General features: G+C 59.1%; 15 protein-coding genes. 9 read left to right on the forward strand and 6 right to left on the reverse strand.

Going from position 1 to position 20,136, the window contains the following annotated elements; genetic code table 11:
- The first annotated feature begins 502 nt into the window (after window positions 1–502).
- A complete protein-coding gene (locus tag J7E83_RS06830) occupies window positions 503–2,671 on the forward strand; it encodes a lysozyme (protein ID WP_251043474.1) in 2,169 nt (722 codons plus the stop codon).
- A gap of 166 nt (window positions 2,672–2,837) precedes the next feature.
- Complete coding sequence (locus tag J7E83_RS21500; RefSeq protein WP_214960248.1) at window positions 2,838–4,109, forward strand: lipopolysaccharide biosynthesis protein; 1,272 nt, start codon at window positions 2,838–2,840, stop codon at window positions 4,107–4,109.
- A gap of 7 nt (window positions 4,110–4,116) precedes the next feature.
- On the opposite strand, the gene J7E83_RS06840 is transcribed toward J7E83_RS21500, so the two are convergent.
- The 4 genes from J7E83_RS06840 to J7E83_RS06855 are packed head-to-tail and all read right to left on the reverse strand — an operon-like array spanning window position 4,117 to window position 8,358.
- The gene (locus tag J7E83_RS06840; RefSeq protein WP_214960250.1) at window positions 4,117–5,109 is read right to left on the reverse strand and encodes a glycosyltransferase; all 993 of its coding nucleotides are present in this window, start codon (window positions 5,107–5,109) and stop codon (window positions 4,117–4,119) included.
- 11 nt (window positions 5,110–5,120) lie between these two features.
- Entirely contained in the window at window positions 5,121–6,545 is a 1,425-nt protein-coding gene (locus J7E83_RS06845) for a bifunctional dTDP-4-dehydrorhamnose 3,5-epimerase family protein/NAD(P)-dependent oxidoreductase (protein WP_214960252.1), read from the reverse strand.
- A gap of 3 nt (window positions 6,546–6,548) precedes the next feature.
- Window positions 6,549–7,547 carry a dTDP-glucose 4,6-dehydratase gene (gene rfbB / locus J7E83_RS06850; protein WP_214960254.1) on the reverse strand — a complete coding sequence of 333 codons (999 nt, stop codon included), beginning with the start codon at window positions 7,545–7,547 and terminating at the stop codon, window positions 6,549–6,551.
- 31 nt (window positions 7,548–7,578) lie between these two features.
- A complete protein-coding gene (locus tag J7E83_RS06855) occupies window positions 7,579–8,358 on the reverse strand; it encodes a glycosyltransferase (protein ID WP_214960257.1) in 780 nt (259 codons plus the stop codon).
- Between the two features lie 204 nt (window positions 8,359–8,562).
- On the opposite strand from J7E83_RS06855, the gene J7E83_RS06860 reads away from it, so the two are divergent.
- The 6 genes from J7E83_RS06860 to J7E83_RS06885 all read left to right on the forward strand — a co-directional run bounded on the left by J7E83_RS06860 (window position 8,563) and on the right by J7E83_RS06885 (window position 14,841).
- Window positions 8,563–9,312, forward strand: a complete 750-nt coding sequence (locus tag J7E83_RS06860; protein WP_214960259.1) for a glycosyltransferase family 2 protein — start codon at window positions 8,563–8,565, stop codon at window positions 9,310–9,312.
- A gap of 3 nt (window positions 9,313–9,315) precedes the next feature.
- Window positions 9,316–9,759 (forward strand): DUF2304 domain-containing protein, encoded by a 444-nt coding sequence (locus J7E83_RS06865; RefSeq protein ID WP_214960261.1) that lies wholly within the window; start codon window positions 9,316–9,318, stop codon window positions 9,757–9,759.
- Window positions 9,760–9,762: 3 nt separating this feature from the next.
- A complete protein-coding gene (locus J7E83_RS06870) occupies window positions 9,763–10,650 on the forward strand; it encodes a glycosyltransferase (protein WP_214960263.1) in 888 nt (295 codons plus the stop codon).
- Between the two features lie 25 nt (window positions 10,651–10,675).
- Window positions 10,676–11,770 (forward strand): NAD(P)-dependent oxidoreductase, encoded by a 1,095-nt coding sequence (locus tag J7E83_RS06875; RefSeq protein ID WP_214960265.1) that lies wholly within the window; start codon window positions 10,676–10,678, stop codon window positions 11,768–11,770.
- Between the two features lie 12 nt (window positions 11,771–11,782).
- The gene (locus J7E83_RS06880; RefSeq protein WP_214960267.1) at window positions 11,783–12,682 is read left to right on the forward strand and encodes a glycosyltransferase; all 900 of its coding nucleotides are present in this window, start codon (window positions 11,783–11,785) and stop codon (window positions 12,680–12,682) included.
- A gap of 224 nt (window positions 12,683–12,906) precedes the next feature.
- On the forward strand, window positions 12,907–14,841 hold the full coding sequence (locus J7E83_RS06885; protein WP_214960269.1) for a hypothetical protein: 1,935 nt from the start codon (window positions 12,907–12,909) through the stop codon (window positions 14,839–14,841).
- Between the two features lie 31 nt (window positions 14,842–14,872).
- On the opposite strand, the gene J7E83_RS06890 is transcribed toward J7E83_RS06885, so the two are convergent.
- Window positions 14,873–17,053 carry an acyltransferase family protein gene (locus J7E83_RS06890; protein WP_214960270.1) on the reverse strand — a complete coding sequence of 727 codons (2,181 nt, stop codon included), beginning with the start codon at window positions 17,051–17,053 and terminating at the stop codon, window positions 14,873–14,875.
- A 135-nt stretch (window positions 17,054–17,188) separates the two neighbouring features.
- Here J7E83_RS06890 and rfbA point away from each other — a divergent pair, with 135 nt between their 5' ends.
- A complete protein-coding gene (gene rfbA, locus J7E83_RS06895) occupies window positions 17,189–18,058 on the forward strand; it encodes a glucose-1-phosphate thymidylyltransferase RfbA (RefSeq protein WP_214960272.1) in 870 nt (289 codons plus the stop codon).
- A gap of 128 nt (window positions 18,059–18,186) precedes the next feature.
- On the opposite strand, the gene J7E83_RS06900 is transcribed toward rfbA, so the two are convergent.
- A complete protein-coding gene (locus J7E83_RS06900) occupies window positions 18,187–20,130 on the reverse strand; it encodes a DUF6541 family protein (protein ID WP_311379614.1) in 1,944 nt (647 codons plus the stop codon).
- Window positions 20,131–20,136: the final 6 nt, after the last annotated feature.

Raw genomic sequence — 20,136 nt, forward strand, 5'->3', positions numbered from 1 at the left:
GCAACAAGTCATACGGGAGGAGTGTGGATAACGGAGCCGCATCATTCACACTGGTAACAGCAGAATCACTGGTTTCACTGGGCACTCCGGTGTTAGGGTGAGCGCGTCAAGGTCTCGATATTCCCCAGTTCAGTGTCTCCTGGCCGGATTTCGCTGCAGCTGTTAAACCCCTAATGATGCGCTTTTGGGGAGCTCGTCATTTGTCTCCGGAGCCAATATGAAGCGGAACCAGCTCAATAGTCGTCGCTATTTCCTGCAAGCTCTGGGGGCAGCAGCTTTGACTGCTTCACTCGTGACGGGACCGGGATTAGCCAGCACCTCATTCGCCGTTGAACCCAGTCCAACGCCAGCTCCGTCGGAGTCCCATGCCCCGGTGACCGGGCCGGTCACCGCTTCGCCCACGCCAACGCCTGCCGTGCAGCAGGAGCCGACAAAAACGCCCACACTGGTTCCTGCAACTGGCAGTCTCCCTGTTCCTGAAACTGGCAGCGCCCGCGGAACAATGGCTGAGGCGATCGGAGTCGGCGGCGCAGAGATGGGCCAGCGATCGAAACGCGTGACCGAGGCTTCCTCCGCTGGCGCGCCGAACAGACTGAGCACGGAATCGATGGGAACAGAAGGGACTTGGACGCCTACTTTTGGGGTGCAGGGGCTGGATGTCAGTGGTCACCAGACAAGCGTGGACTGGCAGCAGCAGTGGAACATGGGCGCACGCTTTGCCTATGTCAAGGCGAGCGAGGGCAACTACTACACCAATCCATCATTTGGCTCCCAGTACAACGGTTCCAGGAATGTTGGCATGATCCGGGGAGCCTACCATTTCGCCATCCCCAACTGGTCGTCGGGTGCCGACCAGGCAAGCTACTTCGTTCAAAACGGTGGGGGATGGAGTCCCGACGGGTACACGATGCCACCCGTGCTTGACTTCGAATTTAACCCATATGAGGGTAGGACCATCAACGGCTTCTATTTCGGCAATACGTGCTATGGAATGTCGCCGGCACAGCTGAGCTCCTGGGTCCGTGACTTCGGGAACACCATGCTGTCTTTAACCGGCCGCTTGCCTGTCATATATACCAACACCAGCTGGTGGAAGCAATGCCTCGGAGATCCTGCAGGCTTCGGGGATTATCCGCTGTGGGTGGCGGCGTACCCGGCCTCGCCCTCAAATAATGCGGGAGCTATTCCCTCGAGTTGGGGAACTTACAGCATATGGCAGTACAGCAGCACGGGACCCTTCGCGGGCGATTCCAACGTGTGGAATGGGGACTACTCGTCGTTGGCGATATTTGCGGGCACACGGCCGTTCGGGTCCTTTGATTCCGGAACTATCGAGCGTACCGAAACGACAACCGCCCTGCGGCTCCGCGGATGGGCCGTGGACAAAGCTCTGCCTGGAGCCACCACAGAGGTACACGCGTACGTCACGTCACCATCCGGAACCACTGCGCTTTATAAGATGCCGGCGACGTCCTATCGACCAGACGTAAATCAAGTTACCGGGCTCGGAGATTTCCACGGTTTCGACCAACAAATACCCGTTAGTACGTCAGGCACCTATAACGTATGTTCCTACGCCATCGGAAAGTTCACTAACGTGAGCATCGGATGTATGTCGATCGTAGTCGAGGGGGCAGAACCGCCCATCGGCAGCTTGGATGAACTGACTGAGGAACGCACCGCTACTAAAGTGACGCTCAAGACAAAGGGCTGGGCGGTGGACATGAGCAGAAAGTCTGCCACTGCGGTAGTCCGCGCTGACCTGTACAGACCCGATGGATCAAAATCCTCGTACCAAATCAATGCTGCGGACTACCGGCCCGATGTCGACCAGTTCCTAGGGGCCGGCACAAACCACGGGTTCCACCTTGATGTCGATATCAGGGCGGCTGGTGACTACAAGCTGTGTGCCGTCGCAACAGGGCAGTTCCTGCAGAGTGACCTCGGCTGTAAAACGCTGAGGATCACTCCGGCCCCCTCGCCAATTGGAACTCTCGATTCCCTGAATGTTAAAAAGACTACTTCCCAGGCATTGCTGTCTGTACGTGGCTGGACGGTCGATTACAGCGACCCTGCATCTCCTGTTGCTGTACATGTATATGTGTATGCGCCGGACGGTTCGAGCAAGCTCGTCCAGTTGTCGACAACAACGACCAGGACGGACGTCAATCAGTTTCTTGGGATTTCAGGGGTGCACGGCTATGAACAGGACATCCCTGTAACCTCCCCTGGAGAATACACAGTCTGTACATACGGGATCGCCCTAAGTCCCGTTTCCCCGAGCAATACCGCCCTGGGTTGCAAGACCGTTAACGCAGGATTTGCTGCAAGCCCGGTGGGATACCTGGACTCGGCTACTGTTCAGGTTTCCGGTGGGGTTGCAACCCTCGTTTCAACGGGTTGGGCGGTTGACCGGGATGTCCCGTCTGTATCAATCGACATCCACACCTACGTCACTGCTCCTGACGGCACTGTTACTAATTTCCCGACTCCAGCGAATCTGTCCAGGCCGGACGTCAACCAGGTTTTGGGAATCAGCGGGAACCACGGCTACACGTCGAAAAAGGTAATAACTCAACGGGGCCGTTATGCGGTCTGCACTTACGGGATCGCAGCATCACCGTTCACACTTGGAAATTCTGCGCTGGGGTGCCAAACCCTCACCTACTGATTTCGCGTGCTGTCGCTGGTCCGACTACCTACCTGAGGCTCGATTCCCGCAGGTTGGAGATGCCCGGCCATTCGGCCCTGCACGCGGTTCCGGGGTAAGATTCACTTCGGCCAAATTGGCAACGCGCACGGGCGCCGTGCTGGCAACATAGGATCGGAGATCTTGAGTGGCTTCGATAGCTGCACCTGCCTTGTTGAGGCGTTTTGGCGGTTTCGCGACGTCGCTCGTGGTCTCGACTGTTATTAACTTGCTGGCAATCCCGTTCGTGATTTCCACCCTGGGCGGAGACATTTGGGGCGAACTAGCCCTGGCACAGGCAACCGCGGCCGTCTTCGGCATCCTCGTGGCCTTCGGATGGGGCACTGTCGGGGCCGCCTTGGTGGCGTCACTTCCGCCCGGGCGACGCCCACAAATGTTCCTGGACTCATTAGTCAGCCGCGTTTATCTCTTCATGTTCGCTGCGCCGGTGATGTTCATTGTTGTCCTGATGCTTGGCAGCTTCGACCCCCCGGCGGCGGCATTAGCTTCAATCGCCTATTTGCTGCCGTTCGTTGGGGCTTCGTGGTACTTTATCGGCCAGGCGAAACCATGGCAGCTCCTGGTTTTCGACGTCCTCCCGCAAGGTCTTGGGACCGTCGTCGGCGTCATCTTAATCCAGTTCGCTCCGCACCCATTTGTATTCGTGCTGTGCCTTCTCCTCTTCAACCTGATCGCTGTGATAGCGGGAGCACTCGGCGCCCTGCAGCCCAAAGAAACCAAGGGCGGGCAGCCCCTGAAGCTGGACCTCGGCCTTGTAGCTGCAATCCGTCGACTTCGCGACCAGAAGCACGGGGTTATAGCAGCCGGCACTGGAAGCCTGAACAGCAACCTGCCAATGATCGCAGTTAAGCTTGTAGTCGCAGCCGCGCTCCCCCAATATGCCCTTGCGGATAAGCTCTTCCGTTTTGCTGTTGCCGGGTTTGGCCCTGTTCTTCAGGTAATACAGGGCTGGATTCCTGAAGCCGGCCCTGACCAAAGCACCCACCGGATCCGCAGGGTGGCAAACCTGGCCCCGGCCGTTGGCCTCCTTGGAGGAGTCTGCCTGGCCGTCTTGACACCCTGGGCAAGTTCCGTCTTTTCCCGAGGCGAAATCCAGGTCGATTTTGCCCTCAGCATCCCTTTCGGACTGATTCTTGCCGGAGTCATCGTGGCCCAGGTAGTGGGCCTGGCATGTCTCATCCCGCTCGGCAAGGGAGCTGCCCTGGCTAAATCGACGGCGATCGGCGCGGCCTTCAACGTTCCGATGATGTTCGTCCTAGGCGTCATGTTCGGTGCGCCTGGCGTTGCCTGGGCTGTCGGCCTCGCTGAACTCGTGGTTGCCGGCTACCAGATCATGGTGGTCCGGGATAGCCTCAAGCACCTCGTCCAGCCGCCCGTCGCAACCGTGGAACCACGATAGAGGGCAGCTACTTCCGGCGCCCCTTGGCAAACAATTCAACCGGCAACCCGGCAACGAACTCCGCGAAGCAGGGCAGGGCGATGTCGCCGCTACGCAGTCCTGAAACAAGGACCCGTGACGTGTGCACCCAGCGGTGTCCGCTTTCGAATGCAGCGATGCCTCCGTCCAGCCCGGCAGTCCCCGGGGCAACGCGCTTCCGCAGGGCATCCGCCATGATCCTGCGCCAGCCAAAGCTCAGATCATTTGCGGTCCTCAGCATGGCCAAGGGACTGCTGCTACCCTGAAACTTTCTGGACAGCGCTGCAACATTCTGGATTGACTTCGCAAGGCTCTTGCGTCCCCCCACCTCACCCAGCACGTTTCCGCCGTGCTGGACATAGTCCTGTACGACGTCGTCGATCACCCTCGTGCCGCCGGTCGCCTTGGCGCAAACCGCCAGCCAATGATCGTGCACCTGAGAAATTGTATTGAGACGGGGGAATGGAAGGGCGAGTTCCAAGAGCTCCCTCCGGAACGCACTCAGACTGCCCGTCACCTGATTCTGGGCCAAGAGTGCATCCAACGCGACGTTCTTCCGCTGGGTTGATTCTGATACAACATCATTTTCCGGGAGTCTGACCACCCGGGCCTGGGCGGCCACCAGGCTCACATCATTAAGGTGTGGCAGCATCGTCTCAAGCTTGGCTGGATACCAGTCGTCATCCTGATCCGACAATGCCACCCAGGCAGCCTCGGTTGGAACGCACTGAAGAACCCGTTCAAAGTTGCCGTAGAACCCTAGCCGCTCCTCGTGGCCGATGACCACGAACCGTTCGTCACCGTCAATTTCCCTGGCCACGAAGTCCCGGACTTCGCTGAACCCGCCGTCTGCTGAAATGAGGCACTGAAAATCAGGATGCGTCTGGTTCTGGATGGATCGAAGCTGGGTCCGGAAGAGGTCCCAATCAGGGTTGTATGCAGCCAGGGCTACCACCCCGAAGGAAGTCGAGTCAAAGGGCATAGTCTGGCCTTTTACTCCGCCGCTGTCGGCGCACCCAGGTAGGACTTAAGCGCTTCCTTGGCCGGCCGGGGCTTGAACCCTGACTCCTTGATCTTAGTCAGGTCAAGCACACTGTTCAGCGGCCGCGGCGCAGCAGCCTTGCCCCTGAAGTATTCTTCGGTGCTCACGCCGGTGACGGCGGACCTGGGCTGGCCGGAAAGCTCGTATACGTCCGCTGCGATGTCCGCCCAGGACTGCGGCTCGCCGTCGTTGCTGAGGTTATAAGTCCCGTACCCCGCGCCGGATTCCAGCAGGTGCTGGATCCCCGCCGCGATGTCTTCGGTGAAGCTGAGCCTGCCAACCTGATCATGGACGACAGCTGGCTCGATGCCGCGGCCGGCTAGCGATGACATGGTGCGGACGAAGTTGTTACCTTCGCCGATGACCCAGCTGGTGCGGATGATGTAGTGCCGGGGAACGACGCTGACGACGGCGTCGCCGGCTGCCTTTGTCTGACCGTACACACCCAGCGGAGTAAATGGTTCGGCCTCGTCATGGCTCTCACGGACGCCGTCGAAGACATAGTCGGAGGAGATGTGGACCAGCGTGAGGTCATGTTCGACGGCGGTTCGGGCGAGTCGTGCGACGCCAGAAACGTTCACTGCCCATGCGGCTGCCCGGCCCTCCGAAGACTCCGCGGTGTCAACACCGGTATAGGCGGCGGCGTTGACGATCGTCGAGTAGTTTTTCCAGTTCCGTTCCGTGAAAGATTCCTCGCTGCCCATGTCGAACCCGGCACGTCCTGCGAATTCGACGGTCGCGTCGCCGTCGTACTGTTCCCGGAGTGCCTTGCCCAACTGGCCATCGGCGCCGACCACGAGGATCTTTTTGGCCGGCATCGGCACGACGTCCGCGAGGCGGGGGTGGGCCTTGTCCTTGTCCGAGAGCTCCGCGTTCTCCAGCGGGACAGGCCAGGCAATAGCCGCAGTCTCGTCTGCGAGGTTCAGGAAGGTGTACCGGCCCTGTGCATCTGCCGACCAATGGTCGTTGACCAGGTAGGTGTAGGCCGTGTTGTCTTCCAGCGTCTGGAACGCGTTGCCCACACCGCGGGGAATGAAAATAGCCTGACTCGGGTCAAGCACGGCAGTGAAGACGGCACCAAAGGAAGGACCTTCGCGCAGGTCCACCCAGGCACCGAAAATCTTGCCGGTGGCAATTGAAATGAACTTGTCCCAGGGTTCGGCGTGGATGCCGCGCGTGGTGCCGGCCTTTTCATTGAAGGAAATGTTGTTCTGCACGGGACGAAAGTCCGGCAGCCCAAGGGCAACCATTTTTTCGCGCTGCCAGTTTTCCTTGAACCAGCCACGGTTATCTCCATGCACCGGAAGATCGTAGAGGACGACGCCGGGGATCGACGTTTCGTGGGCGGTCAGCTTCTTGGAGAACTCGATCGACATCTTCTACTGGCCCTGTTCCTTGTACTTGGCTTCGGTCTGGGCCTTCTGTGGCCGCCACCAGTCTTCGTTGTCCCGGTACCAGGCGATAGTGTCCTCGATGCCGAGGTCGAAATTCGAGAAACGCGGCTCCCAGCCGAGCTCGTCGCGGAGCTTGGCGGAATCGATCGCATACCGCAAATCATGTCCCGGCCGGTCCACGACATGGTCGTAGGCGTCCGGAGACTGTCCCATGTGCTTGAGGATCAGCTCCACAACGTCCTTGTTGTTCTTTTCCCCGTCCGCGCCGATGAGGTAGGTTTCGCCGATCCTGCCTTTGCCGATGATGGCCAGGACCGCCGACGAATGATCGTTCGCGTGGATCCAGTCACGGACGTTCTCGCCCTTGCCGTAAAGCTTGGGGCGGATCCCGTTGATCACGTTGGTGATCTGGCGTGGGATGAATTTCTCCACGTGCTGGTACGGGCCGTAGTTGTTCGAGCAGTTGCTGATGGTAGCCTGCAGCCCGAAGGAACGGACCCAGGCGCGGACCAGCAGGTCCGAGCCCGCCTTTGTGGAGGAGTAAGGGCTTGACGGGTTGTATGGGGTGCTCTCGCTAAAGCGCTCCGGGTCATCAAGTTCCAGATCCCCGTACACTTCGTCCGTGGAGATGTGGTGGAACCGCTTGCTGTGCTTCCTGGCGGCCTCGATCAGCGTGTACGTGCCGATGATATTCGTGTCCAGGAACGGGCGGGGATCATGCAGTGAATTATCGTTGTGCGATTCGGCCGCATAGTGGACCACGACGTCGGCATCCGCCACTAGCGTGTCGACCAGTACGGCGTCGCAGATGTCCCCTTGGACGAACTCAAACCGATCGCCTGGAAGCCCCTGCAGGGACTCCAGGTTGCCTGCGTACGTCAGCTTGTCCAGAACTATGACGCGATTATCAGTGTTTTCGAGTACATAGTGGACGAAATTGGAACCGATGAAGCCGGCACCGCCGGTGACAAGGAGATTCTGCATTAAGCCAGCTTACCGGGTGTGCCAACGCCTTCTAATCAGTGCGACGCTGGAGCAGGAGCCGACGTGTGGCCAGGATCATGCACCTGGCCAACATGATCCGTGAACGAACGATGACCGAAAGTGAACGCCAGCTCCGTGGGGTCGCATTCTCGTCGTGGATCCTTCGCAAGAGGGTGGATTCGTCCAAATGCTGAATAGACCGGCCGAGGTTCCCGCAGATCGCAAGCCAAAGGTCGTGCGATTCGTTGAGGTAGCCAGGCACGGGGGCAAATACCGGCAGGACCTGCCGGCGGAATCCCATGCAGCATCCGTAATAGGCCCGGTATCCGACGAGCACACCGAAAAGGTTGGCTGCGTGCCTTCGGCTGTCCTTGCTCCGTAGCCGCGGGATGTTCGGACGTGGGCCGTCCCCGAGGACGTCAAAGTTAGAGGCGACGACATCCGCTGAGCGCAGAGCCGAGACCATGAGCTCGAGTCTTCCCGGCATCCACACGTCGTCCTGATCTGCGAGAAGGATGAACCCCCCGTTGCAGGCAAGTATCGCCTGTTCGAAAGACTTTACGTAGCCCTTGTTGATCTTCGCCTCGAGCAGGCGGATGCGGCTGTCCTCGAAAGTCCTGATTTGGGCGACAGTGTCGTCCGGCGAGGCATCATCCACAATGACTACCTCGTCATCGGGACCGAGCTGGGCGAGGATCGAGTCAAGTTGTTCCTTGATGTACCGCGATCCGCGGTAGCTGGCCAGACAGACACTCACCCTGACCTCTTTGCCTCCACCGATGCCGGAGACTCCGTTCGGGTCGCTCTTCAATCTGGTCCTTCCGCCTGGACAAGGTGGGCGCCGCCCCTCCTTGTGGATTTCTCGTGACCCGTCCCATCTTAGGCAATGCGTCAGCCCTTCACTCCGCAGCTCACGTGGCGCGCGGTGGGCCGGTGCGTGTACCCGGGCCGCAGGGGATGGCGGCCCACCCGGACTGAATGAACCCCGCCGGGGAATTGATATAGTTTGGACACCATGGAATCCTCCCCCAATCCGCGCGTTCTGGTGATAATGCCTGCCTGGAATGAATCAGAAGCTGTCGGAAACACCGTCAGGGAAGTCCTTAATGCAGACTCCCGGTACGACGTCGTCGTCGTCAACGACGGATCGACGGACGACACAGCAGATGTAGCTGCCAGTGCCGGGGCAACAGTGCTCAACCTGCCGTTCAATCTCGGCGTGGGCGGCGCCATGAGGGCAGGTTTCAAATATGCCCGGCGTTGCGGATACAGCCAGGTTATCCAGGTCGACTCCGACGGCCAGCACGATCCACGGAGCATCGACGAAGTCCTCGCCGGACTGGCCCGGGCCGACATCTCAATCGGTGCAAGGTTCGCAGACCGCGGCGACTACAAGGTCACGGGTCCGAGAAAATGGGCGATGAATTTGCTCGCCAAGGTAATTTCTTCCCTGGCCAAGACGCGCCTGACCGATGTCACGAGCGGGTTCCGCGCAGCAAACGAGCGCGCTATGAACCAGTATTTGGACCACTATCCGGCGGAGTACCTCGGCGACACGATCGACTCCCTCGTCGTTGCCATCAGATCCGGCTGCACCGTCACACAAGTCCCGGTGGAAATGCGCGCCCGGCAAGGCGGAAAACCCAGCCATAATCCGGCCAAGGCCGCCATATATTTGGGAAGATCGGTGTTTGCCCTGCTGTTCGCCTTGACCCGAAAGCGGTCCAACCCCGCGGTACTGGCACCGCAAGCATCAGGAGCATAAGGAATGGGAAATATCGCAGCGTTCCTCCTCGCCCTGGCCATAGTTGGCCTGGTGGTGGAAATGCTCCGCCGGAAGAAGCTCAGGGAGAAGTACGCTGCACTCTGGCTGATCGTCGGAGTTGCCACCCTCATCCTGGCGGCCTTTCCACGGCTGCTTAACATAGTGGCCGAAGTCGTCGGTGTGCAGCTTCCCTCGAATCTGCTCTTCGCAATCAGCATCCTCATGCTGCTGGGCGTCTGCCTGCACCTCTCCTGGGAAATCTCCGTTGTCGAAGACGAGACGCGGACCCTGGCGGAGGAAGTGGCGATCCTGAGGGTGCAGGTTGAAGCGTTAGCTGCCCATGCCACCACTGGTTCATCGATGCCCTCGGAGTCGTTAACGTCAAGTCCAAGCAAAGCGGACCCGCAGGCTTCGCAGCCCGATACACAACGCAAAGGTTTGGAATAAGAGATGCCACTGGATATATTCATTCCCTACTGGGGCGATCCGGGCTATATGAAGGAAACCGTCACCAGTGTCCTGGCCCAGGACAGCAGCGACTGGCTGCTCACTGTGGTGGACGATGCCTATCCCAGCCATGAGATCAGGGACTTCATGGCAGGGATCGCCGATCCACGTGTCAAGTACGTCCGCAAGGAAGAGAACGCCGGCATAACAGAAAACTATCGGTCCTGTGTTGCCATGGCGACCGAGGAAGTCCTGGTCATCCTCGGATGCGACGACGTCTTGCTTCCCAACTACGTCGCAACCATCCTCGACGCCCACAAGCGCTATCCCGATGCAGCGCTTATCCAGCCCGGCGTGCAGGTAATCGACGATAATGGCGAGGTTGCTTTTACGTTGGTGGATACGGTGAAACAAAAATTCATTAAGCCCCGCGGCCGGGGACGCCAGCTGGTGTCCGGGGAGGCCATTGCCGCCAACCTGATGCACGGAGACTGGCTGTACTGGCCTTCGCTTGCCTTCCGAACCCAGAATATCCGCAAAGTGGACTTCCGGGACGGTTTCCCCATCATCCAAGACCTCGCCCTGATCATGGACATGATCTACAACGGAGATCAGCTCCTGGTTGAGCCGACTGTCTGCTTTCAGTACCGCCGGCACTCGAACAGCGCTTCGTCAGCAAAGCTTGTCGACGGCTCCCGGTTCGCCGGAGAGCGAGAGTACTTCGCCGTTGCCGCCGCGCAGGCAGAGGAACTGGGATGGAGCAGGGCCGCCCGGTCAGCACAGCTGAGGCTCACGTCACGTGCACACGCGGCGTCCCTGCTGCCCAAAGCAATGCTCAGCAAGAACGCCCCTGCCGTCAAGGCCCTGGTCCGCCACACCTTCGGCAAGTAACGCCGTTCGCTACGAAAGGTCCCAAGTGACTTCCTCTTCAACTTCCGTCCGTCCCGGAGGCACCGTCCTGGTCACGGGCGGCGCCGGATTCATCGGCTGCGCCATCTCCGAGTCACTGGTCAGCGAGTTCGACCGCGTGGTTGTCGTCGACAATCTCCACCCACAGATCCATGCCACGGGAGAGCGTCCCGAGCAGTTGAACCCCGCTGTCGAACTGGTCGTTGCGGACGTGACGGAAGCGCAGACCTGGGATGCCGTCTTCCAGGAGGTCAGTCCCGACGTCGTCATCCACCTGGCCGCCGAAACCGGAACCGGCCAGTCCCTGGAAGAGTCCACCCGGCACACGCACGTCAACGTCGTCGGAACCTCCCAACTTCTGGACGGCCTCAACCGGCACGGCAAGCTGCCCCGCCGGATTGTATTGTCCTCAAGCCGGGCTGTGTATGGCGAAGGCGCCTGGAAAGACGCCGACGGACGGGTCTTCTACCCGGGCCAGCGGACGAGCGAAACCCTCGACAAGGGCCAGTGGGATTTCCCCGGCGCCTCGCCGGTCGCCATGAAGGCATCTGAGACGTTCCCGGCGCCGGTGAGCGTCTACGGTGCCACGAAGCTTGCGCAGGAGCATGTCCTGCAGGCATGGGCCAAGTCATACGGAGTGGAGACTGTGATTCTCCGCCTGCAAAACGTGTATGGTCCAGGCCAGTCCCTGATCAACCCGTACACGGGCATCATGAGCCTCTTCTGCCGGATGGCCATGGGCGGCAAGTCCATCCCCCTCTACGAGGACGGCGAAGTGCGCCGCGACTTCATCCTGATCGACGATGTCGCCTCTGCCATCGTCGCCGGCGCTGTCTCCCCCACGGTCCAGGGCGAACCGATGGACATCGGATCGGGCGAGTTCCAGACCATCGGCACCGCCGCAAAGCTGATTGCTGAGCACTATAACGCACCCGAATCGCACGTGACGGGCCAGTACAGGCAGGGCGATGTGCGGCACGCATGGGCTGACATCACGGCCGCCGAGAAGGTGCTGGGCTGGACGCCGAAGTACAACCTGGCGCAGGGAATCGAACGGCTGGCAACGTGGATTGACGAGCAGCCAGACGTCAAGCCTGCCTGAACCGGCGAGCGAATGACGTCCAAAACAACCACTGCCGTGGTTAGCCTGTTTAATGCCGACCAGCACGTCCTGGCCAACGCCGCCGCACTGCTGGCCCAGGTCAGCCACGTGGTGGTTGTCGACGACGGCAGTCCCCAGGACCCCGGGCCGGTGCTGTGCCAGCTCCAGAACCTGGGCTGCACGGTCGAGCGGCTCCCGGAGAACTCGGGTATCGCTGCCGCGCTCAACGCCGGGATTGCGGTGGCGCTGGCGTCCGGAAACCGGCCGTCCTTTATCCTCACCATGGATCAGGACAGCCTGCTCGACGGCGGTTATGTCGCCGCGCTGGAGGAAGCGGCACTGGCTGCCGAGCAGGCCGGAGTCAGGGTAGGCATGGTCGCCCCCGCCTCAATCAGGGGCCTTCCGACGCGGCGCGCCGGCGTCGTTAACGGTGTGCAGTTGGGGGGCGAGCCGATCCAGTCGGGGCTGCTTCTGCCCGTTGCCGTCATTGAGGAACTCGGAACACTCCAAAGCGATCTGTTCATCGACGGAGTTGACTCCGAGTACTACTTGAGATGCCTTTCCTCCGGATTCAACACGGTAATTGCACCGGACGCCCGGCTGGACCATTCGCTGGGAACCATGACGCCAGCCCGGATTCTTGGGACGAACCTGGCGTTGGGGAAGCGGCCGTTAATGATCCGCACGGCTGCTTCATGGCGTTACTACTATCTGTTCAGGAACCGTATCCTGCTCGCGAAAACGTACGGGAGGAAGCACCCTTGGTGGACGATCAAAGGCGTTTTGGCCGACTATCGGCACCTCGTAATCGTGACGCTGTTTGCTCCCCCAAGATGGAGCCGAATTATTGCCGCGGCTGCTGGGATCGTGGACGGAGTAAGGGGCGCGCGGGGAAAGCGTCGGTCAACGTAACCCCGCCCGATCTGGACTAAACCAGAATCGACTATTTGTGGCGCCTGGGTGAGCGACCCGGTCCGCGATTTCTACTATAACTTTCATATGATTTGGGGACGAAGTCCGTGAACACAGCATTGAGTCAATCGCCGCTCCCTATGCGGCGGCGTTCCCGCTCACTTGGGGATGATCCGCGGGGATCAAACCGGAGAATCCTTCGTTGGTCCCGGGGAGCGGCGATATTGGCCATAGTCTCATCGCTGATTGTGCTTCTCCGTATGAACGGGCAGCTCGAGGGAATTCCGGCGATGACCTTGGCGGCCCTACTCGTGTTGCTCGTCCCAACGGCAAGGAACCTTTCCTTACGGTTGCTCATCAACGGCTTGCTTGCCATGGGATTTACACCCCTCACATGGTGGATCCCCGAGCGCATAATAGGTATTGATCACGGCACGCTGCTGCTTGCGGCCTGCTCCGGGTTAGTTTCATGGTGGATATTCTCAGCCAAGCGAGTCGCCCCCAGGCTACGACGCCTGCTACCTATCGCCCGATGGATCGACGCTGTTCCCTTTCTGGCAGGCGTGCTCTCCGCGATGTCCGTGGGGACAATGCTGGCCGTCAGAACATCTCTCGACGCCTTGTCGATTATGACCAGTAGATGGGATTACCAGTCGCATTTCAGCATCTACTACATGGTTCGAAGCCACGGCGAGGTCATACCGACGATTCCACTCCCCCCGAACGGCGCGCCCTGGGGGTTCTCGGAATATCCGCAGGGTTTCCATGCTCTCCTTGCCACCTTGTCCGAGCTCGTTCGTCCGGTGCAGACATCCATAGATGCCGAACTCGTTTCCTATATCAACCTTCAGGCCCTTGTCAGTGTGTTGACTGTTTTCCTGGTGATGGCGGCCCTATGCGCTCTGCCCTCCGTCCGCCGAAACCCGGCGGTCATGGCGCCAGCCATTGCCGTAGCTGCCGGCGCATGGATCTTTGGCCCGGGTTCGATACCCGTGTATGACGGCTTTGCCAACTTTTATCTTGCCTGCGGATTGGCGACGGCCACCGTCCTCCTCATCCTCGTTTTCCACAGAAGGATGCCCATTTGGGGGTTGGCCGCTGTGGGTGCCGGAATCATCGGCACAGCCAACAACTGGCTGCTGTTGTTAACGCTTATCGCCGTCGTGTTCATTGCCAAGTTGTGGTCGGTTCTGCGCCGGTCGGGGACATATGGCCGATCTTGGTGGAGACTCGCATTCGTTGTAGCCGCCTTTACCCTGCTTGGGGTGTCGCTGCCAGTTCTTCAAATATCACCGCTTATCGACCAGGGACAGGAAATACTCGGTCTCGCTGGCGGGATTTCCGTACCTGACTTTGGATTGACCCTCGCTTCCGTTGTTCTTGTGGTAACTCTTGGATTCGCCAACGCAGCCTTGCGGGTGACAAGGCCGCCGCTCCAAGATGAACGGCAAGCTGTCAAAATGGCATGCTTCGGGCTATTCCTTCCCATCGGACTCTGCCTATGGCTCGCCATTTCGCAAAGCATCACCAACGGTGCCATTTCGTACTACTTCTACAAGTATTTAGTTGCTGTACTGCTGTTCGCATTGCCCGTCGCCGTGGCGGCTACAGCATCACTCCTGCCGAGGCCCCGACATTCGGGCCTCGTTGTGACCGGGCGCAACTCCCTGACCGCATCATTGTGCCTTCTGTCCTTGTCTGCAACTCAGTTTTTTGGCTTCTCTGTGAGCGGTCTCGACGAGATCGGACTCCCTCCAACTGCCCGGGCAGTAACAGAAATGGAAGAACAGACGGCGAGGCTGAAAGTGACGCCGGACTACGTCGCCCGGCTCTTGGTAAGCGCCGTCCAGCCTCAACCCGCAGAGACCGTCTATATCGCCGCTCCAAGCACAATCGACGCCGTTCTCGCCGCCCGTTGGCAGTGGGGTATGCGCGGAAGATCATCTCTCAAGACCACAGGGCTGAGCCCGCTGCTCGCGGAGATCATAGATGACTATAATCATGCGCCAGAATTCATAGCCCAAATACTCACGGAAGATCCGACCATGTCGGTAATCGTTGACCCCGAACTATACGAAACCGTGCGGCGACACCTGGTCACGCTGGGACTGGAAGGTCGCTTGCTGAAGCTCGCGGTGTCCACAAAACCCCGCGTATAAATCCGGGATCTGGATCAGTAACCGCACCGCGTCAGCTGCCGAGCAATGCACCCGCAATTAATGGGCCCAATTCCTCTGAGGCGCGGGCACTGATGTGATTGATGTCTGCATACAGTGCTGTATTCCCGATGAACGCGGGGCACTGGCCATCGACGCAGAACCAGTCCTTTGTTGGCACGTACAGGGCGCTCTTACTCAAACCGGCAAGGGCTCGGCGCTCAACTTCGCTTGTGTTATCGAAGTTTGAGGCGCGCTGAGTGACGCAGTCGCCAGGAGTGCTGAACCGGGTGATACATAGGCTGGGATCTGCCTTTGCTGGTGCCGGGGCCTCCAGTAGCACGTAACGCGCCCCGCTCCTTATTACGAAGTCCCCCATCGCTGCGATGTTGCGCTGCCACTCGGCGTCGGCTGCGGGACCAACTGCATGGCTTGCCAAGTGCCCGTCGTTCCTCAGGAAAGAGGACACGACCGTAGCGGGATGCAGCCTCTTTATCTCTTCCTGGACCCACCCCTTGAAGCGAATACACTCATCGGCTGAGGCATCTTGTCCGACGGGAACGAGAGTGGGTGAACAGGCCGCAACGGTGTATACGTAAATCTTTACGTCCTGGCCCTCCAGCGCCTTCCGGATTCCCGGTACAAAACTCATTGTCGTAGAGTCGCCGAAAACGATGATCGACTTAGCGGCGGACTCGCTTCCATACACACAGCGCGCTGCGTTGCGGGTGACGTCCTTGTCATGTGCGAGCGGGGACAACTCACCGCCGAGGCATCCGTCTTTTGTCCATTCACCCGGTTTTGCCAACGCGCCGTCGGGTCCCATGCCGGCAGGGTCGGGAGTCAATGCGGGCCACTGTGAAGCGACCAACGCCGCGCGCAACTGCTCCTGGCGCCCCGTAAGCGTTGTCGCCGTCATCGATTTCGGGCTCTCCACACCGCCGGACGGGGAACCGGCGTCGGCCGTCCGCTGTTGCCCGAGAGTCGCAGACGCCGTCACGGGAGCCGCGACGAGGATTGCTGCGAAGATCGCAACGACGGCCGGTTTGCTGCGGCGTCTTCGGGGTCTGTGTTGCGTCCTGACCCTCGGGGCACCGAAACTGCTCCGGCGAATCGGGTCTTCAACCAATATGAAGGAGCAAACAGACAGCAAGACCATGACGGCCACAGCCATCACGTAGTAACGCTTAGAACCGGATGGCAGGAGCGCCCCCACTATGACAATCACTGGAAAGTGCCAAAGGTAGAGGGAGTAGGAGATTTTTCCGACGTATCTGCTTATTGGGTTCGTCAAAATCCAGGCCATCCTGTCATGGGCGTCGGATTGCATCCCAGCTCCAGCCAGGATGACCATGCACGCTCCCACGACGGGGTAAACAGCATTAGGTGCAGGAAACGGGGTTTCCGGACTAATGAACAGGGAAGACACAACGAGCAATGTCAAACCCAGCCACATGAGCACAGCCCGGACCGGTTGGGCGAAACCCTTAAAAGACGTGGTCAACACGGCAAGAAGGGCTCCCGCACTCAGCTCCCACCCTCTCGAAAAGGTGGAGAAATAGGCAACGGTGTGGTGAGTCTGTGTCTCCCAAAGCGCGAATGCGAACGACAAGAATATGGACACCGCTATGACGGAAGTCAGGATGGCAACAGTTCCACGTGAGTTGGCTCGAAGACGCCTTGCAAGCCATAGCGCCCCAAGGATGATCCAGGGCCAAAGGATGTAGAACTGTTCCTCGACTCCGAGAGACCAATAGTGCTGGATCGGAGAAACGGATGACCCTGAGTTCATGTAGTCCGTCCCCAAAATGGCGAATCGCCAGTTCGCGGAGAACAGGAGCGCCCAGAGCGAATCTCCAGCTATGGAAGAAGCACGCCCGGCATAAAAAACCACATAGGCCGCAGTCACGGTTACTGACAGGACCACGACTGCTGCCGGCAGAATGCGCTTGATCCGCCGAACATAGAACTGCCGGAAGGATATACGGCCGGTCGTGCTGGCCTCCCGCAACAGGATCCCTGATATCAGGTACCCGGAAATCACGAAGAAGATGTCCACGCCTACAAAGCCGCCTTGAGGCCAGTGAAACAGGTGGTCGAGCACAACTGCGACCACAGCGATGGCCCTGAGGCCTTCTATGTCTAAACGCCGTTGGTGTCCCACGGCGGGCAGAGCCGCCCCGGACCGCGTCTCGACGGCCAGTGCTGGAGGCATAGTAATTCCGCTCATCTTGGGTCTCAGGGTCAGTCCAGCTTACCAAGCTGAAGGCACACCGCTGTCTGCACTGCCCGCTGGACCACTATGGGGCTGGTTTGGCGATGCGGCAGTATTACGGAAAGATGTAGGTTCATGCGCGGAATTATATTGGCTGGCGGGACTGGGTCCCGGCTCCACCCCATCACCCTCGGCATCAGTAAGCAGCTTGTGCCTGTCTACGACAAGCCAATGATCTACTACCCGTTGTCGACGTTGATCCTTGCCGGGATTCGCGACATCCTCATCATTACGACGCCACATGACGCAGAGCAGTTCCAGCGACTGTTGGGCGACGGTACTCAGTTCGGTGTGAATCTAACTTATGTTCAACAGCCGTCCCCTGACGGACTCGCCCAAGCTTTCATCCTTGGCTCGGAACACATCGGCAATGACACCGTCGCCTTGGTTCTCGGGGACAACATATTTTACGGGCAAGGAATGGGAACCCAGCTTCGACGCCACGCAGACATCGACGGCGGTGCCGTCTTCGGTTACTGGGTCAAGGATCCCAAGGCGTATGGGGTAGTGGAGTTTGACGACAACGGCAAGGCGCTCTCACTGGAAGAGAAGCCTGCTAAGCCTCGTAGTCACTACGCCGTTCCCGGTCTCTACTTCTACGATAATGACGTAATTGAGATAGCACGGAACCTTGAACCCTCGGCGCGGGGTGAACTGGAAATCACAGATATTAACCGCATCTACCTGGAAAGAGGGAAACTTCAGGTTGAGATCCTTCCCCGCGGCACCGCGTGGCTGGACACTGGGACGTTCAATGATCTCAGCGACGCCTCGAACTTCATCCGCACCGTCGAGAATCGTCAGGGTCTGAAGATCGGCGCCCCTGAAGAGATCGCTTGGCGAGTGGGCTTCCTTAACGATGATGAACTGCGTAAACGCGCCGAACCGTTGGTCAAGAGCGGTTACGGCTCGTACTTGCTGGAACTCCTTGAAACGACGATCTGAAAATCTATACGTGCGCTAAAGCGCCCTAAGGTAGCTGGAATCAATCCGCTCCTTTAGGGCGCTTTTCGTAACTAAGCCCGTCTTCTCTCAGGGAGGGGAGCGACTAAAGATTTGTACAACCTATGGATTTAGCACGCAACCAGCTTGTAGAGACGGTTGGCTCCCACTTGGGCAATAAGTTCGAACCCGGGTGCCCTGTCCAAGCCCGCCAAACCTGGATAGGCCTGATTGTTTGGGTTACCAGGTAAATAGATCAGCTCGTCCGAATTAATCGCATATTCCACGTTCAGCCGCCTCGCAGCGGCGCATACTTCGGGATTCGTGGCGGCCGTATTCAGTGACTTGGCAATCACCGTCTTATCCGCATTCATCGCCGCGAGCACATGGGGAAACAGAACGTGCTTGCCGGAGACGAAATACGCCCAAGCGCTCCCATCCCAGGGGTTCCCGGCGATCACGCCATCGTCGTGTACCACCTCAGGGAGTTCCTTGTATAACTCAAATTCGTCAGCTGACATTATTGGAGACCCTGGGCCCAGGCTGTAGTTGGAATGCGCAGCGTTCGATGCGTCCCGGATTGCCCCTGTCTGGGCGATAAGAAGGACGGGCACAGCTATTAGAGCGAGGGAGGCACTAATCTCCCATGCATGGCTAGACTTTCGAAGGCTCCCGAGATACTTGGCGACAATGCGGTAGAAGCCGATAAACGCCAACAATGACAAAGGCAGTCCGACCAGAACAAGACCTGCGGCGACCCTCTTGTAGTCATCAAACCAACCACCAGTGAGAAACGCACGCATTACGGATGGCTGCCATGCCGTGACGGACACCAGGAGAAGGGTCCACATCAAGAAACTGATGGCCAACCATCTGTATCCCCGGTGGCTGAGGGCCAACCAAAGGCCAAAAATCAAAAGAACTCCTGTCGCCCATGCAGCTCCCCTCGCTGAATGGGTGGTAAAGAGCGCCTCTCCTACCGCCTGGGCTGAACTTTGATACGGGGGCCACGTGACATTAAACGACGTAAACGGGAATGGGCGCAGGACGACCCACGCCGTCGCTATAGCAACTGCCAGGCCTAAGGAGGCGGCAAGCTTGAGAATCCGCCGCCGGATTGTCCAGTGGGCAAACGAGGTTAACACCGAGCGGCGAAGCGTGCGGGACAGCAGGTATGGAACAAGGATGACGATCAGGCATATTACGCTGTTGGGGTGGCTGAGGCTAATGCCCGCCAGTCCTATGAGTCCCAGCCACGGCAGCATGATGCCCTGGCCAGACGACAGGAATCCGTTACGGCACAGCAGCAGTCCAATCCCTGCGACCGCTGGCAGCGCGGCCATCCCGAGATAGTTTGGATATAGGACTCCCCAGTCAACCAAAAGGTACGGGAATGCAGAAAACGACGAAACAAGGACTCCGAATCCCACATTCATGACGGTTGAACCGCCAAAAAGCGTGCGGCAAAAAAACCACATGGAGAGCGGCCACACCAGCGCACCTATGATCAAGTTTAGGCTGGCGACTGCTTCCGGTATGGAAGAGCCAGAGGTTTGAACGATCAGAGCAGCTATTCCATGCCATGCGGCCGGGTAGAAGGAAGGAGCGCCTCCTCCCGCTGCTCCTAGGGTCAGGGATGACGCGCTACCGCTCTCGATAACGTAGCGGACCGCATTCAAGTGGAAGACGTTGTCTGCCGTCTGGGAGACGTAATCCGGACTGCCAAAAATCCTGCCGAGGCGGACGAGAATTACACCGGATCCGGCGGCGATGCCGATGGCCGTCGCAGGCGTGAGTGCGAATCCCCACTGAATGTGCGCCCGCTCCCAGCCGAATCTCTTTGCAAGCAGAGATCGAACGACCCAGGTCGCGGCGGCCGTCACCAAGGTTCCCGCGACAACCGCGACAATCCCCCAGCTCACACCTGCGATCGGTGCGGCAACGGCTGTCACGCTCATAACCGAAATGCTCATCAGCGGGGCCAGGGCTATTGCGCTCATCGATCGCAGGCCTGCAGCTCTTGTTACGACCACACCGGGCAGGGTTACGATCAAAAGTGCCGCAAAAAAGGGCACCCATGC

Origin of the sequence: Arthrobacter sp. ISL-48 (genome assembly GCF_018613805.1) — a bacterium.
Lineage (GTDB): Bacteria > Actinomycetota > Actinomycetes > Actinomycetales > Micrococcaceae > Arthrobacter.

What these genes read in the sequence shown, in the direction of transcription:
- J7E83_RS06830 (WP_251043474.1), top strand. Translation starts at nt 503, where the DNA reads ATGGCTGAGGCGATCGGAGTCGGCGGCGCAGAGATGGGCCAGCGATCG.
- J7E83_RS06840 (WP_214960250.1), bottom strand. Translation starts at nt 5,109, where the DNA reads ATGCCCTTTGACTCGACTTCCTTCGGGGTGGTAGCCCTGGCTGCATAC.
- J7E83_RS06845 (WP_214960252.1), bottom strand. Translation starts at nt 6,545, where the DNA reads ATGTCGATCGAGTTCTCCAAGAAGCTGACCGCCCACGAAACGTCGATC.
- rfbB (WP_214960254.1), bottom strand. Translation starts at nt 7,547, where the DNA reads ATGCAGAATCTCCTTGTCACCGGCGGTGCCGGCTTCATCGGTTCCAAT.
- J7E83_RS06860 (WP_214960259.1), top strand. Translation starts at nt 8,563, where the DNA reads ATGGAATCCTCCCCCAATCCGCGCGTTCTGGTGATAATGCCTGCCTGG.
- J7E83_RS06865 (WP_214960261.1), top strand. Translation starts at nt 9,316, where the DNA reads ATGGGAAATATCGCAGCGTTCCTCCTCGCCCTGGCCATAGTTGGCCTG.
- J7E83_RS06870 (WP_214960263.1), top strand. Translation starts at nt 9,763, where the DNA reads ATGCCACTGGATATATTCATTCCCTACTGGGGCGATCCGGGCTATATG.
- J7E83_RS06880 (WP_214960267.1), top strand. Translation starts at nt 11,783, where the DNA reads ATGACGTCCAAAACAACCACTGCCGTGGTTAGCCTGTTTAATGCCGAC.
- J7E83_RS06890 (WP_214960270.1), bottom strand. Translation starts at nt 17,053, where the DNA reads ATGCCTCCAGCACTGGCCGTCGAGACGCGGTCCGGGGCGGCTCTGCCC.
- rfbA (WP_214960272.1), top strand. Translation starts at nt 17,189, where the DNA reads ATGCGCGGAATTATATTGGCTGGCGGGACTGGGTCCCGGCTCCACCCC.